Source organism: Nocardia ignorata NBRC 108230 (assembly GCF_001612905.1).
Taxonomy (GTDB): domain Bacteria; phylum Actinomycetota; class Actinomycetes; order Mycobacteriales; family Mycobacteriaceae; genus Nocardia; species Nocardia ignorata.
Genome location: NZ_BDBI01000011.1, coordinates 237,489 through 250,425 on the forward strand (window position 1 = coordinate 237,489; position 12,937 = coordinate 250,425).

Genomic DNA, 12,937 nt, shown 5'->3' on the forward strand with positions numbered 1-12,937 from the left:
GCAGTCACTTACCAGTCCCGCGTCCCGGAGAGTGTCGGGGTGCGGAGTGAATGTGAAGTCAATCCCTCGTTTGTAGATCCCAGGCCCGGCGCCCAGCGCGCCGGGCCTGCCAGCGTTGACCGAGAGGTGCAGTGCAGCAGGTGGACACCAACGACGGCATCAGTGCCGCCGACCGACTCGAAGACGACGACTACCCCGCCTACAGCATGGGTCGCGCCGCCGAAATCCTCGGCGTCACCCAGGCGTTCCTGCGCGCCCTCGACGCCGCCGAACTGCTGACTCCGCAGCGCTCCGCGGGCGGCCATCGCCGCTACTCCCGGTATCAGCTGCGCATCGCCGCGCGAGTACGCGAACTCGTCGACGCAGGCAACACCCTCGAATCGGCCTGTCGCATCGTGATTCTCGAAGACCAGCTCGCCGAGGCTCATCGGATCAACGCCGATCTGCGCGAGGCGCTCGACAACCGTTCCGTCGACAGCTGACGGCGTGCGCGCCGACTCCGAGGTGCACCGGATCTGCGACCGGTATGTGGAGGATTTCGCCGCCGCGGATCCGGTGACGGCGACCTTGCTCGGCATCACCGACCATGACGATCGGCTCACCGACTACTCCCCCGCCGGGTACGAAGCCCGTGCCGAACTCGCCCGCCGGGCCGCACAGGCCATCGCCTCGACCACGCCCGCCGACGACGAGCGGGTGGCTGCGGCGGTGTTCGCCGAACGCATCGGCCTCGAGGTCGAGCTGCACGATGCGGGGCTGCGGCTCGGCGCCCTGAATGTCATCGCCTCGCCGGTACAGGACCTGCGCATGGCGTTCGATGTGATGGCCGACGATACCGCCGAGGACTGGGCCGTGATCGGTGATCGCCTCGCCGCCGTTCCGGGCAATATCGGGGGCCTGCGTGATTCGCTGCTCACCGCACAGCAGCGGGGCCGTGGCGCGGCGCTGCGGCAGGTTCTCGGCACGGCCGCACAGGTCGAGACGTGGGCAGGCGGGTTCTTCACCTCCTTCGCCGCGCCGGCCGCCCACGTGCCGGGTGCCCCGGATCTGTCCGGTGTCGCCGCGGCCGCCGACCGGGCATTGGGTGAGCTGGCCGGGTTCCTGCGGACCGAGCTCGCGCCACACGCTCCCCGTGCCGACCCGGTGGGTGCGGACACCTACCGGCTGTGGTCGCGGTACTTCACCGGGGCCGAGATCGACCCGCATGCGGCATACACCTGGGGATGGGCGGAATTCGGGCGCATCCATGACGAGATGACGACCGTGGCCGGCCGGATCGCGCCGGGCGCCTCCCGCACTGAAGCCGCCGCGGTCCTCGACGCCGACCCCCGGTACCACCTGCACGGGCACGCCGCCCTGGCGAGCTGGCTGCAGGAAACCTCCGATCGAGCACTGAACGCGCTGCGCGCCGAACACTTCGAGATTCCGGACGAACTGATGGCACTGGAGTGCCGCATCGCACCGCCGGGTGGCGGAGTCGGCGCCTACTACCTCGGCCCGAGCGAGGATTTCGGCAGGCCCGGCCGTATGTGGTGGTCGGTGGAAGCTGGCCGGGAGCGGTTCAGCACCTGGCGGGAAATCAGCACCGTCTACCACGAGGGTGTGCCGGGTCATCACCTCCAGGTCGCCACTGCCGTACGGGAGGCGAAGTCGCTCAACAGGTTCCAGCGACTCATGTCGTTCGTGGACGGGCACGGCGAAGGATGGGCGCTCTATGCCGAGCGTCTCATGGGGGAACTCGGCTTTCTCGACGACGACGGCGCCCTGTTCGGCATGCTCGCCGAACAACTCTTCCGCGCGGCCCGCGTCGTCCTCGATATCGGCATGCACCTGGACCTGCCGATTCCGCCGGGCGCAGGTTTCCACGAGGGTGCACGCTGGACCCCGGACCTCGGCCGGGAGTTCCTGCTCACGAGAACTCTCGAAGACGCCGCAACAGCCCGCGACGAGATCGACCGCTACCTGGGCTGGCCCGGCCAAGCCGCCGCCTACAAACTCGGCGAACAAGCCTGGCTCGCGGCCCGCGACGACGCCCGGCGCCGCGCGGGCGCGGAATTCGACCTGAAGCACTTCCACACCCGTGCCCTGAAGCTGGGCGGTATGGGGTTGGACACCCTGCGCGCCCAGCTGGCCACGGACTGATCGAGCTATCCCAGGACAGGCGTCAGATCGAGACGAGCCAGCCGCTCCCGGTCGGACAGGATGTCGATCGCGGTGATCCGGTCGTCGGCGACGGTGAAGCCGATGATCGAGAACGGGTCACCGTCCATGGTGTTCACCAGTCCGCAGCGGCCGTCGACCAGGGCCGGGTACACGGTGCACAGGGTGGCCATGCGCCGGAACGTCTCGGCCTGGCCCGCGACGGCGGCGGCACCACGGATCACCCGCATCGCCGCACCCGCCTCGGCCCGCAACACCACCTCGGGATCGAGCAGGCGGAGCAATTCGTCGAAATCGCCACCACGCGCGGCGGTGAGGAAGGCGTCGACGACGCGACGCCTGCGCGCGACATCCGGATCGGGACCCGGCGTTGCGCCCTGTACGCGGCGGCGTGCCTGGCTGGCCAGCTTCTTCACCGTCTGTGGCGTGCGGTCGACGATGGGAGCGATCTGCTCGTAGGGCATGGCGAACATGTCGTGCAGCACGAAGGCGAGCCGTTCGGCGGGACGCAGCGACTCGAGCACGACGAGCAGTGCCAGGCCGACCGAATCGGCGAGCACCACTTCCTGTTCGGGGTCGGCGATGGTCTCGCTCGTGATCACCGGATCGGGCAGACGATCGTTGTCGAGCGGTTCCTCGCCGCGGCTCTTGCGTGAGCGCAGCATGTCCAGGCAGACCCGTCCGACGACGGTGGTGAGCCAGCCACCGAGGTTGTCCACCTCGGCGGTGTCGGTGCGGGCCAGCCGCAGCCAGGCCTCCTGCACCGCGTCGTCGGCCTCGGTGAGCGAGCCGAGCATCCGGTAGGCGACCGCCCGCAGGTGGGCGCGGTTGTCCTCGAACTGTTCGGCCAGCAACTGTGCGTTCTGCACGGGTCCTCCTCGATGTCGTCCCACCGCTCTGACGAAAGCGGGGCGCCGAGTGTGACCGTAGTGCCGTGACCAGCGTTTTTCCACGACCGGGTCACGTTCTGCCCGTGGCTTACGTCAGTGCGTCAGAACACGATCCGCCGCGGCCGGAAGCTGCGGCCGAAAGGAGAACATCATGGTCGAGGTGCACGGGTTCGTCGCCGAGGGATACGAACAGGTGCGGGCCGAATTCGCGGCCGTAGTGAGCGAGGAGGGTGACCCGGGCGCACAGTTGGCAGCGTTCGTGCGTGGTCGTCGGGTGGTCGACCTCTGGTCCGGCTCCGAGGTGTCCGGCACGACGCTCACCGGGCTGCATTCCACCAGCAAGGGCGCCGCCGCCCTGGTGATCGCGCTGCTGATCCAGGACGGTGTGCTCGACGTCGACCGGCCCGTGGCCGACTACTGGCCGCGGTTCGCCCAGTCGGGCAAGGAACGGATCACGGTGCGCGACATGCTGGTTCACCGCTCCGGCGTGGTCGGAGTCGACGGTGGCTTCACCGTCGCGGAACTGGCCGACGACCGGGTGATCGCCGAACGACTCGTCGGGCAGCGACCCTACTTCGAGCCGGGCACCGTGCACGGATACGGCGGGTTCGTCACCTACGCCGTCGTCGGGGAGGTGGTGCGGGCCGTCACCGGCGCCACCGTGCGCGAACTGTTCGAGCAGCGCATCCGCGCACCCTTCGACCTCGACATCCACCTCGGCCTGCCCGCCGACCTGGAGCACCGTTACCTGCCGATCCTGCCCTGGCGCGCCACACCGGAGGCCGAGGCCGCCTTCGCCGCGAATTCCCCCGCGCCGCACAGCATCGCGGGCATCGCCTACAACCTCAACGCCCACGGCTTCACCGCCGCCGATGTGATGGCGCTGCCCAACGACAGCACCGTGCGCAGGCTCGGCCAGGCCTCGGCGGGCGGGGTGGGCAGCGCCGCGGGTATCGCGGCGATGTACGCGGCGACCACCACCGGGATCGACGGACGCGAACCACTGCTGTCGCTGGAGACGATCGCGACGGTGTCCACCATCCACTCCGGCGGTCGCGACCTGGTGCGCGGTGACAGCGCACCGTACACGCTCGGCTTCGAAGCCAAGAGCCTGCTCACTCCGTTCCTCGGCGCCTACGCCATCGGGCACACCGGTTCCGCCGGATCGGACGGATTCGCCGACCCACACAGCGGTCTGACCTACGGCTACACCCGCCGTCGCGCCGCCTTCGCCTTCAACGCCCCCGAGAACGCCCGGCTCGCCGCCGTCCTCCACCGGGCCGCGACCCACGTCGCGGCCGCCGCCTGACTGATTCCCTTCCCACACAGGAGAACTCACTGATGACTACTCACCTGTCCCGCGTCGCGAAATTCGCGCGCTGGGTGCCCGTTGCCGCAGTCCTCGCCGAAACCGCCGTCGGCGCCTACTGGGATCTCGCGCGGATCTCCTACGTCCGCGAATCCTTCGACCACCTCGGCTACCCGATGTACTTCGCCACCGTCCTCGGTGTCGCGAAAACCGCCGCGCTGGCCACCATTCTCACGCCCGGCCACCCGCGCACGAAGGAATGGGCCTACGCCGGACTGGTCTTCGTCTACGGCGGTGCGGCGGCGTCACACCTGGCCGTCGGCGACGGCCCCGACAAATGGGCCATGCCCCTGTTCTTCACCGCCGCCACCTTCGCCGCGCGCGCCTGGCTGCCCACCGGTGGATCCACCACCGCGGCCCTGCGTTCTCTCACCGGCTCCCGAACCAGCATCGCCTGAGAATCACACCACTGGAAAGGAAAACCATCATGTCCGACCGTTCCCGCCTGCCCAACCCCCAGCAGCTCGTCCCCGCCCTCGCCGAGGTCGGCGCCGCACTGTTCAAAGCCGTCGGCAACGGGGCCATCCCCCGCTCGACCATCAGCCTGATCCAATTGCGCGCGGGTCAGATCGTCGGCAGCACCTATCTGACGGCCCTGCACACCGGAAACCTGCGCGCCGCAGGGGAATCCGAGGACCGGATCGCCGCCGTCGCCACCTGGCGTGACGCACCGTCGTTCACCGAGCCCGAACGGGCCGCGCTCGCACTCACCGAGGCCGTCCTGCTTCCGGCCGCGAACGGCGAACGGGTCACCGCCGAGCTCTACGACGCTGCCGCGAAGCATCACGACGAGACGGCTCTGGCCACCCTCGCCATGGCGATCGGGCAGGTGAACTTCTTCGTCCCGCTCGCGCTCATCGGCAAGCCGCTGCCCGGCCGCCCGCCGGCCGAGCAGTGGACCCCCGTGCCCGCCTGATCCGGCACCTCAGAACAGGCTGGTCTGCGCCGGTTCCGGGGTGACGCTGATCGCCGGATCGAGCTCGATCCGGCGACCGACGAGGCGGGAGTCGTTGACCAACACCAGTTCAGCGGCTCCCGCCGGATCACGGCAGGCCAGGGTGTGGCCGTGGGCGGCCACCGCGTCGAACACGTATTCGCCTGCGGCGGCTGTTATTTCGATGGGATCCGGGAATCGGCCGCTGGCCTGGATGGTCGCATAGAAGTCGCGACCGCCCGACCACGCGATATCGGTGCGGACGATGTCGTCGGGCAGGGCGCTCGCCGCGTGCGCGGCAGCCTCGGCCACTCCTTCTTCTACCGCCGACCACGGCCGCAACGGTCGGGTGAGGATCCGTGTCTTCGTGACGCCCGGCACCGATTGACGGAGCCCGGCCCGCTCGGTTACCACCCGCTCGAGTTCGCGCACATGCAACCCGTCGGGCGAATCGGTGATGAAGCGGGCGGCCAGCGCACCCTGTTCGAACAGCCTGCGGTGCCTGCGCATCGCCGAGGCCGTCCCGACCTTGGCCATCCCGTCACCGAAGTACGCGATGTAGAGGTGGTGTGGGCGGGCCATGTAATCGCGCACCTGTTCGGGCAGGGTATCGAGCGGGCCGCGATGACTGTGCACCACCGACCACCCCTCCCGGATCCGGCACCGTTCGCACTGGTGACCGGTGTCGATCCGCGCCTCGTTCGGGCAGGTCCGGCGCCCGGGTTCGCCGCCGAACGCGCGGTAGCCGAGGCAGTAGCGGCCCTCGGTGACCCGGAACGCGAGCCGGGTGCCGAGACCGGGCAGCAGGTCGACGGTGCCGTCCGCGCGCAGCAATTCGTAACACCATCGGCCCTGCTCGTCCCAGCGCGTGCCGCAGTACAGGGCGGTGGAGGTCATCCGGCGAATCTAGGCGATGGGCTCAGACGGCGTCGAGGAGGTCCTCGAGGTGGATGGGAACATGGCGGACACGGACTCCGGTGGCGTGGTAGATCGCGTTGCCGACGGCCGCCGCCGAGCCGACGATGCCGATCTCACCGATTCCCTTGGCGCCCATGGGATTCACGTGCGGGTCGTGTTCGTCGATCCAGCTGACGTCGATCTCGCCGATGTCGGCGTTGACGGGAATGTGGTAGCCGGCCAAGTCGTGGTTGACGACCTCGCCGAAGCGGGTGTCGAAGACGCTCTCCTCGTGCAGGGCCATGCCGATGCCCATGGTGATGCCACCGATGAACTGCGAGCGGGCGGTGCGCGGGTTGATGATGCGGCCCGCGCCGAACACACTCACCACCCGGGGCACTCGGATCTCGGCGGTGTCGATGTCGACCCGCACCTCGACGAAATGCGCGCCGAAGGCGTGGGTCGAGAAGTTCTCCCGCGCCGGTTCTTTCGACGTTTCCACCGTCGTCTCGGCACCGTCGGCCGGGTCGTCGCCGTAGCGGCGGCGGAAGTCCTCGGCAGCGGCGACCACCGCCGATCCCCACGACGCCATCCCGCTGGAACCACCCGCGACGGTTCCGGCGGGCAGCCGGGAATCGCCGATGCGCAGGTCGATGCGGTCGCCGGTGACACCGAGGGCGTCGGCGGCGATCTGGCCGAGTGTGGTCCAGGTGCCGGTGCCGATGTCCATGGCGTCGATGGCCACCTCGTAACGTCCGCCGGTGAAACGCACACGGGCGCTGTTGCCCGGATTCACATCGGCCGGATAGGTGGCCGCCGCGACCCCCGAGCCGACCAGCCAACGTCCGTCCCGGCGCGATCTCGGCTCCGGATCGCGGTCGGCCCAGCCGAACCGCCGTGCCCCGGTGCGCAGGCACTCGACCAGCCCACGACTGGAGAACGGGCGCCCCGATTCCGGGTCGACCTCCGGTTCGTTGTGGATGCGCAGCGCGATCGGGTCCATGCCGAGCTCGACGGCCAGCTCGTCCATCGCCGTTTCGGCCGCGTACATCCCGGGACAGTGCCCCGGTGCGCGCATCCACGACGACACCGGCACGTCCAGTGCCGCGAACCGGTGGGTGGTAGCGCGAGTGGCGGACGCGTACATCACCCGCGACACGATCGCCGTCTGCTCGGCGAATTCCTTCACCTTCGAAACCTGTTGGACCACATCGTGGCTCAAAGCCGTCAAGGTACCGTCGTGATGGGCGCCGAGCCGGACCCGCTGCACACTCGGAGTGCGGTAACCGGCCAGGGAGAACAGCTGCTGACGGGTGAGCGCCAGTTTCAGCGGTTTGCCGCCGGTGAACCGCGCAGCCATGGCCGCGAGCACGATATTGGCGTGCGGTTCACCCTTCGACCCGAATCCGCCACCGACATACGGTGCGATGACATGCACCTGTTCGGGTTCCAGCCCGAACAGCGGGGCCACGGTCGAGCGCACCACGTGCGGGCCCTGGGTGGAGTCGTAGAGGACCAGGCCGTCCTCGGTCCAGTGTGCGATGGTGGCGTGCGGTTCCATCGGATTGTTGTGCACCATCGCGGTGGTGTAGGTCTGGTCGACGGTCACCGGGGCCAGATCGAGTGCCTTCTCGACATCGCCGATGGTGGTGTCGGTGGCGAAGCCGCCGCTCACGTCCTCGGGTGCGTACAGGTCGTCGCGGTCGGCGTCGAAGACCACGTCGGCGGGGCTCTCGTCGTAGCTCACCCGTACCCGTGCGGCCGCCTCGCGCGCCACCTCGGGGCTGGTGGCCACAACCACCCCGATCAGCTGGCCACGGAAGGCGACCTCGTCGTTCTGCAGGATGAACAGTTCGTTGTCGTCGTCGGCGGCCAGCCGTGGGGCGTTGAGATGGGTGAGTACCGCGACGACGCCGTCCATCGTCTCGGCCTCGCGGGTATCGATCGCGCCGATCCGGCCGCGTGCGATGGTTGCCTGAATCGGGAAGGCGTGCAAGGCATCCCGGAGCGGGTGTTCCATCGCGTACGGTGCCAGGCCGCGTAGCTTGGCCGGCCCGTCGACACGGGTGGGGGAAGTGCCGATCGCGGGTGTCATCGCGCCCCCTGCTCGGTCAGGTCGCGCAAGGTCGCGACGAGGACTCTGCGTGCCAGTGGGATCTTGAAGGCATTGTGCTGTTGTGGGCGTGCGGCGGCGAGTTCGGCGTCGGCAGCCTCGGCGAAGCTCGTCTCGGTGGCGGGACGACCGCGCAGCGCGGCTTCGGCGGCGTGGGCGCGCCAGGGTTTGTGCGCGACACCGCCGAACGCGATACGGCAATCGCGGATCTGCCCGTCGGCGATATCGACGGCCGCGGCGACGGAAACCAGTGCGAAGGCGTACGAGGCCCGGTCGCGCACCTTGCGGTAGGTGGAGTTGGCGGCCCAGTCCAGGGCGGGCAGGTCGACGGCGGTGATGAGGTCGCCGTGGGCCAGGACGGTGTCGCGTTCGGGTTCGGTGCCGGGCAACCGGTGCAGATCGACCAGCGGGATCTCGCGTTCGCCGTCGGCGCCGAGCACGCGGACCGTCGCGTCCAGCGCGGTCATGGCCACCGCCATGTCGGAGGGGTGGGTGGCGATGCACTGGTCCGAGGCACCGAGGACGGCTTGGTCGCGGTCGTATCCACCGATGGCCGAACAACCGCTGCCGGGCGTGCGCTTGTTGCACGGCGTTGTCACGTCCTGGAAGTACGGGCAGCGGGTGCGTTGCAGCAGGTTGCCCGCGGTGGTGGCCAGATTGCGCAGCTGGGGTGACGCGCCGGCGAGCAGCGCGGCCGAGAGCATCGGGTAGCGGGCGCGGATGACCGGGTGCGCCGCCAGGTCGGCATTGCGCACCGTCGCCCCGACCCGCACGCAACCGTCCGGGCGTTCGGTGATGTCGTCGAACGGCAGCCGGCTCACGTCGACGAGCAGGCCGGGCGCGGTGATACCGAGCTTGAGGTGATCGACGAGATTGGTTCCGGCGCCGAGGAATACCGCGTCCGGTTCGGCGAGCATCGTCGCCACCGCCTGCTCGGGCTCGATCGCGCGTTCGTAGCCGAAGTCCCTCACCGGGCGGCGTCCGCGATCGCGGCGACGATATGCGGATAGGCGCCGCAGCGGCACAGGTTGCCGCTCATCCGTTCCCGGATCTCGTCGTCGGTGAGCTCGACCGAACCGGTGAGGTCGGCGGTGACATGACTCGGTGCGCCCGCCTTCACCTCCCCGAGCATGCCGACAGCCGAGCAGATCTGGCCCGGTGTGCAGTAACCGCACTGGAAACCGTCGTGCTGGAGAAAGGCCTGCTGCACCGGATGCAGGTCGTCACCGTCGGCGAGCCCGTCGGCGGTCACGATGGTCGCCCCGTCGTGCGCGACGGCCAGCGCCAGACACAGCGTGGCGCGACGCCCGTCGAGCAACACCGTGCACGACCCGCACTGCCCGTGATCGCACCCCTTCTTCGGAGAGGTCACACCGAGCTGTTCACGCAGGACGTCGAGCAACGTGGCCCGCGTATCGACACCGACTTCCCGCGTATGCCCGTCCACGGTCAAACTGATCTGCGCACGCATCGAACGGCCTCTCGTCGTGGGACACCGACCTCACCACCGACCACCGCGGCACGCCCTCACGGGCCCGCCACCAGCTGCTACCCGAACAGGTGTGCTCCAGCACACATCGCCACCGTAGCAAAGACGCGGCGCGCGCCCCCACCTCGCCGGTCGCTAGGCGACGAGTTCGGCGGTGCGGCGTTGGAGGTCGGCGAGGACGGCGCGCAGGGATTGTTCGGCGCGGATGCGCTGCCAGCCGAGCATGTCGTGAGGGCTGAATCTGGCTTCCTCGAAGAGGGTGACGAGTTCGTGGGCGGAGGAGTCCTGCAGGACGCCGGTGGTGAAGGCGCGGGCCAGGACCTCGTTGGGGGTGTCGGAGATGAGGGGGGCGGCGGCGCGGTCGGCGGACAGGCCGCGTTCCATGGCGGCGTAGCAGGCGATGATGGCCTCGCGGGTGTCCTGGCCGGGGGCGATCATCGCGGCCAGACCCATTTCGGCGGCCCGGGTGAGCGAATCCACTTCGGGCGCGGGCAGTTCGGTGTCGGGCGGTGGGACGTGGTCGGGGACGCGACGCGCGGAACCGAACGCCGCGGCCAGACCGACCATCGCGATCGCCACCAGCAGCAGGGCGAGCGCGGTCGCGACGACGAGGGTGAGACCACTCAGATCCGTTGTGCTGAAGGGTGATTCGGGAGCAGCGGCATCGAGCGAGGTCGGGCGGTCGCGTATCGGCGCGTCCTCGGGCGGCGTCTGCTCGGTTTTCGCGCCGGGCAGCAGGAACAGGGCGACGATCCCACCGGCGAACACCAGCGCCGCGGCGCCGACAGCGACCGGAGCAAGCACCGACAGCCGTCCGAACCGCAACCGTGGCAGACCGCCACCGGCGGTCTCGATCTGCGGCATCGCCAACGGCAAGCGGTGCTGGCTGATCAGGACCCCAGCCGCCAGAATGACCACCGAGACGAGCAACAGCACCGGCATCACCGCGACCGTCAGCGCGGAGGGCCGCTCCCCCGCCGCCGGGACGACCCCGGGAACCCGACCGCGCAGGGCGATGACGGCCCCGGCCATCAGGGCGATCACCAGCGCCGATCGCAGGATCGGCACCCAACTCGTCACACGCACACTCGGTCTTTCGCAGGCGAAATTCGGCCGGACAGCCGCCCTGAAACCTATGACCCGTCCTCGGCCGGAAAAACCGTTAACCGAAGTCATTGGAAGATTCACGACACTTCCCGCACGACCCCATGCTCACCCACAGGAACAGACCGCCAGGTCGGCGCTAATCCGGAGGCAGTTCGCCACGCAGACGAGCGTGCAGAACAGCGTTGGCGTCCTCGAGTTCGAGGATGCGGCCGATCCCCGCGAGGTTCACCCCCGCGGCGGCGAGCGCGACGATGCGCTGCAGGCGCGCCAGGTCGTTGCTGCTGTAGCGGCGGGTACCGCCGTCGCTACGCGCCGGGGTGAGTAGCCCGTGCCGCTCGTAGAGCCTCAGCGTCTGCACACCGACCCCCGTCAGTTCTGCTGTCACCGAGATCCCGTACACGGCCTGCGCCGGGTCGGGTAGCGGGGGTCCCGCATGCGGATCCAGCGACATCTCACTCCTCTCTTGCACTCTCGTGCCGAGAGTGCTAAAACAAATCTATGCCACATGGCATAGGTTACCTGACCTACGAGAGAGAAATGGAGTGAGTTGGAGGTGGCGACCATGCTGATGCGTACCGATCCTTTCCGCGATCTGGACCGATTCACGCAGCAGGTGCTCGGCACCGCGGCCCGGCCGACGGTGATGCCGATGGACGCCTGGCGTGAGGGCGACGAGTTCTTCGTCGAATTCGACCTGCCGGGTATCGACCCGAGCTCGCTCGACCTGGATATCGAACGCAACGTTGTCACCGTGCGAGCATCGCGACCCGAACTCGACTCGAGCCGCGAGATGATCGCCGCGGAACGCCCGCGCGGGGTATTCAGCCGTCAGCTGTTCCTCGGCGAGGGCCTCGACACCGACAACGTCCGCGCCGAATACACCGACGGCGTGCTGCGCCTGACGATCCCGGTGGCCGAGAAGGCCAAGCCGCGCAAGATCGAGATCGCACACTCCAACGGACACCAGCGCCAGGCCATCAACGCCTGACCCGTCCGGACGCTTCTCTGCGAGGAGGCGCGTCATGATCCCGCTGCCGGGTCCGCCTACCCAGCGCGGACCTCCGCCGCAACGGCGAGAACACCTCGAATGTCACGTCGCTCTTCCACCTCGGAGTGGGCCGGTCCGGCAGCCGGCCCACCCCGCCGAATCCGCATCTGGAGGTCGAGAATGATCCCTACCCGCGATGACGCCGACTTCGCCGAACAGCTCGCGGTGGCCGACGCCGCCGACCGCGAAGCGGGCCTCGATCTGGACGCGCTCACGCCCCCGAGCGAATTCGCCCGCGCCGCTTGGGATTCCGCGAACCCGGCCGACGTATTCGACCAGTCGTGGATCACTCCGATGCCGGACGACGACTACCCTCTCGCCTACTGAGGCAGGCCACCGCGTTTCGCCGTCGAACAAACGCCCGGGCCGAATTTCGTGATGGAAGCCACAAGTTAGCTGGCGCTATTGCCAGCGACACAGCGAGCGGCACAAGATGGTCTTCTGACCAACCTGATGTCGAGGAATCGCCGTGTCGCACTTCGCTACCCGCCTCAACGAGCTCTTCCGCAATCCACCCGAGCAGGTCGCGGACCGGTGCACCAACCGCCAGGTCGCACGCTCGTTGCAGGCGGCGGGGCATCGCATTTCGGCACCGTATCTGTCCCAGCTGCGGTCGGGCGGCCGCAGCAACCCTTCGTGGAGAACCGTTGCCGCACTGGCCGATTACTTCCAGGTGGAACCTGATTACTTCTTCGTCCGCGACCTGAACGAGTCGAACGTCGACGACAGCACCCTGCTCGCGCGCCTGCAGCTCGACCGGCCACGCCTGTTCCTCGTCCAGACGATCGGCCTGTCCCGCGATTCGATCGACCTGCTCGTCACCATGGCCGAGCATTTGCGCGCGAGCGAGCGATTGCTGGCTGTTCACTTCGACAGCTGAGCCCGCCTGACCCCCGCCGCACCGAATCGGTGCGGCCGAGCGGCCGCTGT

15 protein-coding genes are annotated in these 12,937 nt (G+C 68.9%); 8 read left to right on the top strand and 7 right to left on the bottom strand.

The features are described from left to right. Positions 1–140 precede the first annotated feature (140 nt). Both NI2_RS10465 and NI2_RS10470 read left to right on the top strand, forming a co-directional pair. The gene (locus NI2_RS10465) at positions 141–482 is read left to right on the top strand and encodes a helix-turn-helix domain-containing protein (RefSeq protein WP_371851955.1); all 342 of its coding nucleotides are present in this window, start codon (positions 141–143) and stop codon (positions 480–482) included. A 4-nt stretch (positions 483–486) separates the two neighbouring features. Continuing rightward, positions 487–2,142: a DUF885 domain-containing protein gene (locus NI2_RS10470; protein WP_243749963.1), complete on the top strand. Its 1,656-nt coding sequence runs from the start codon at positions 487–489 to the stop codon at positions 2,140–2,142. Between the two features lie 5 nt (positions 2,143–2,147). On the opposite strand, the gene NI2_RS10475 is transcribed toward NI2_RS10470, so the two are convergent. Then, positions 2,148–3,029, bottom strand: a complete 882-nt coding sequence (locus tag NI2_RS10475) for a sigma-70 family RNA polymerase sigma factor (RefSeq protein ID WP_067488891.1) — start codon at positions 3,027–3,029, stop codon at positions 2,148–2,150. A 172-nt stretch (positions 3,030–3,201) separates the two neighbouring features. Between NI2_RS10475 and NI2_RS10480 the strand changes: the two genes are divergently transcribed. Genes NI2_RS10480 through NI2_RS10490 form a run of 3 tightly spaced genes read left to right on the top strand, consistent with a single transcriptional unit; the run spans position 3,202 to position 5,335 of the window. Then, complete coding sequence (locus NI2_RS10480) at positions 3,202–4,359, top strand: serine hydrolase domain-containing protein (RefSeq protein WP_067488893.1); 1,158 nt, start codon at positions 3,202–3,204, stop codon at positions 4,357–4,359. Between the two features lie 32 nt (positions 4,360–4,391). Beyond that, positions 4,392–4,817: a DoxX family protein gene (locus NI2_RS10485; RefSeq protein ID WP_067488895.1), complete on the top strand. Its 426-nt coding sequence runs from the start codon at positions 4,392–4,394 to the stop codon at positions 4,815–4,817. A gap of 29 nt (positions 4,818–4,846) precedes the next feature. Beyond that, positions 4,847–5,335, top strand: a complete 489-nt coding sequence (locus tag NI2_RS10490; protein ID WP_067488897.1) for a carboxymuconolactone decarboxylase family protein — start codon at positions 4,847–4,849, stop codon at positions 5,333–5,335. A 9-nt stretch (positions 5,336–5,344) separates the two neighbouring features. Here the strand turns inward: NI2_RS10490 and NI2_RS10495 are convergent, their stop codons facing one another. The 6 genes from NI2_RS10495 to NI2_RS10520 form a co-directional block, all read right to left on the bottom strand. Then, entirely contained in the window at positions 5,345–6,250 is a 906-nt protein-coding gene (locus NI2_RS10495; RefSeq protein WP_067488899.1) for a DUF2797 domain-containing protein, read from the bottom strand. Between the two features lie 22 nt (positions 6,251–6,272). Next, positions 6,273–8,345, bottom strand: coding sequence for a xanthine dehydrogenase family protein molybdopterin-binding subunit (locus tag NI2_RS10500; RefSeq protein WP_067488902.1), 2,073 nt, complete (start codon positions 8,343–8,345; stop codon positions 6,273–6,275). Further along, positions 8,342–9,334, bottom strand: coding sequence for an FAD binding domain-containing protein (locus NI2_RS10505; RefSeq protein ID WP_067488904.1), 993 nt, complete (start codon positions 9,332–9,334; stop codon positions 8,342–8,344). The genes NI2_RS10500 and NI2_RS10505 overlap by 4 nt, the downstream gene beginning before the upstream one ends. After that, positions 9,331–9,834, bottom strand: a complete 504-nt coding sequence (locus NI2_RS10510; RefSeq protein ID WP_067488906.1) for a 2Fe-2S iron-sulfur cluster-binding protein — start codon at positions 9,832–9,834, stop codon at positions 9,331–9,333. Before NI2_RS10510 ends, NI2_RS10505 begins: the two co-directional genes overlap by 4 nt. Before the next feature lie 153 nt (positions 9,835–9,987). Next, entirely contained in the window at positions 9,988–10,938 is a 951-nt protein-coding gene (locus NI2_RS10515; RefSeq protein ID WP_208115364.1) for a DUF4129 domain-containing protein, read from the bottom strand. 157 nt (positions 10,939–11,095) lie between these two features. After that, positions 11,096–11,410: a MerR family transcriptional regulator gene (locus NI2_RS10520; RefSeq protein ID WP_067488908.1), complete on the bottom strand. Its 315-nt coding sequence runs from the start codon at positions 11,408–11,410 to the stop codon at positions 11,096–11,098. A 111-nt stretch (positions 11,411–11,521) separates the two neighbouring features. Between NI2_RS10520 and NI2_RS10525 the strand changes: the two genes are divergently transcribed. The 3 genes from NI2_RS10525 (at position 11,522) to NI2_RS10535 (ending at position 12,887) form a co-directional block, all read left to right on the top strand. Next, positions 11,522–11,947: an Hsp20/alpha crystallin family protein gene (locus NI2_RS10525; RefSeq protein WP_067489192.1), complete on the top strand. Its 426-nt coding sequence runs from the start codon at positions 11,522–11,524 to the stop codon at positions 11,945–11,947. A gap of 180 nt (positions 11,948–12,127) precedes the next feature. Continuing rightward, positions 12,128–12,334, top strand: coding sequence for an Rv3202a family protein (locus NI2_RS10530; RefSeq protein ID WP_067488910.1), 207 nt, complete (start codon positions 12,128–12,130; stop codon positions 12,332–12,334). Positions 12,335–12,476: 142 nt separating this feature from the next. Beyond that, complete coding sequence (locus tag NI2_RS10535; protein ID WP_067488912.1) at positions 12,477–12,887, top strand: helix-turn-helix domain-containing protein; 411 nt, start codon at positions 12,477–12,479, stop codon at positions 12,885–12,887. Positions 12,888–12,937: the final 50 nt, after the last annotated feature.

What these genes read in the sequence shown, in the direction of transcription:
- NI2_RS10485 (WP_067488895.1), top strand. Translation starts at nt 4,392, where the DNA reads ATGACTACTCACCTGTCCCGCGTCGCGAAATTCGCGCGCTGGGTGCCC.
- NI2_RS10480 (WP_067488893.1), top strand. Translation starts at nt 3,202, where the DNA reads ATGGTCGAGGTGCACGGGTTCGTCGCCGAGGGATACGAACAGGTGCGG.
- NI2_RS10520 (WP_067488908.1), bottom strand. Translation starts at nt 11,410, where the DNA reads ATGTCGCTGGATCCGCATGCGGGACCCCCGCTACCCGACCCGGCGCAG.
- NI2_RS10525 (WP_067489192.1), top strand. Translation starts at nt 11,522, where the DNA reads ATGCTGATGCGTACCGATCCTTTCCGCGATCTGGACCGATTCACGCAG.
- NI2_RS10490 (WP_067488897.1), top strand. Translation starts at nt 4,847, where the DNA reads ATGTCCGACCGTTCCCGCCTGCCCAACCCCCAGCAGCTCGTCCCCGCC.
- NI2_RS10510 (WP_067488906.1), bottom strand. Translation starts at nt 9,834, where the DNA reads ATGCGTGCGCAGATCAGTTTGACCGTGGACGGGCATACGCGGGAAGTC.
- NI2_RS10495 (WP_067488899.1), bottom strand. Translation starts at nt 6,250, where the DNA reads ATGACCTCCACCGCCCTGTACTGCGGCACGCGCTGGGACGAGCAGGGC.
- NI2_RS10530 (WP_067488910.1), top strand. Translation starts at nt 12,128, where the DNA reads ATGATCCCTACCCGCGATGACGCCGACTTCGCCGAACAGCTCGCGGTG.
- NI2_RS10500 (WP_067488902.1), bottom strand. Translation starts at nt 8,345, where the DNA reads ATGACACCCGCGATCGGCACTTCCCCCACCCGTGTCGACGGGCCGGCC.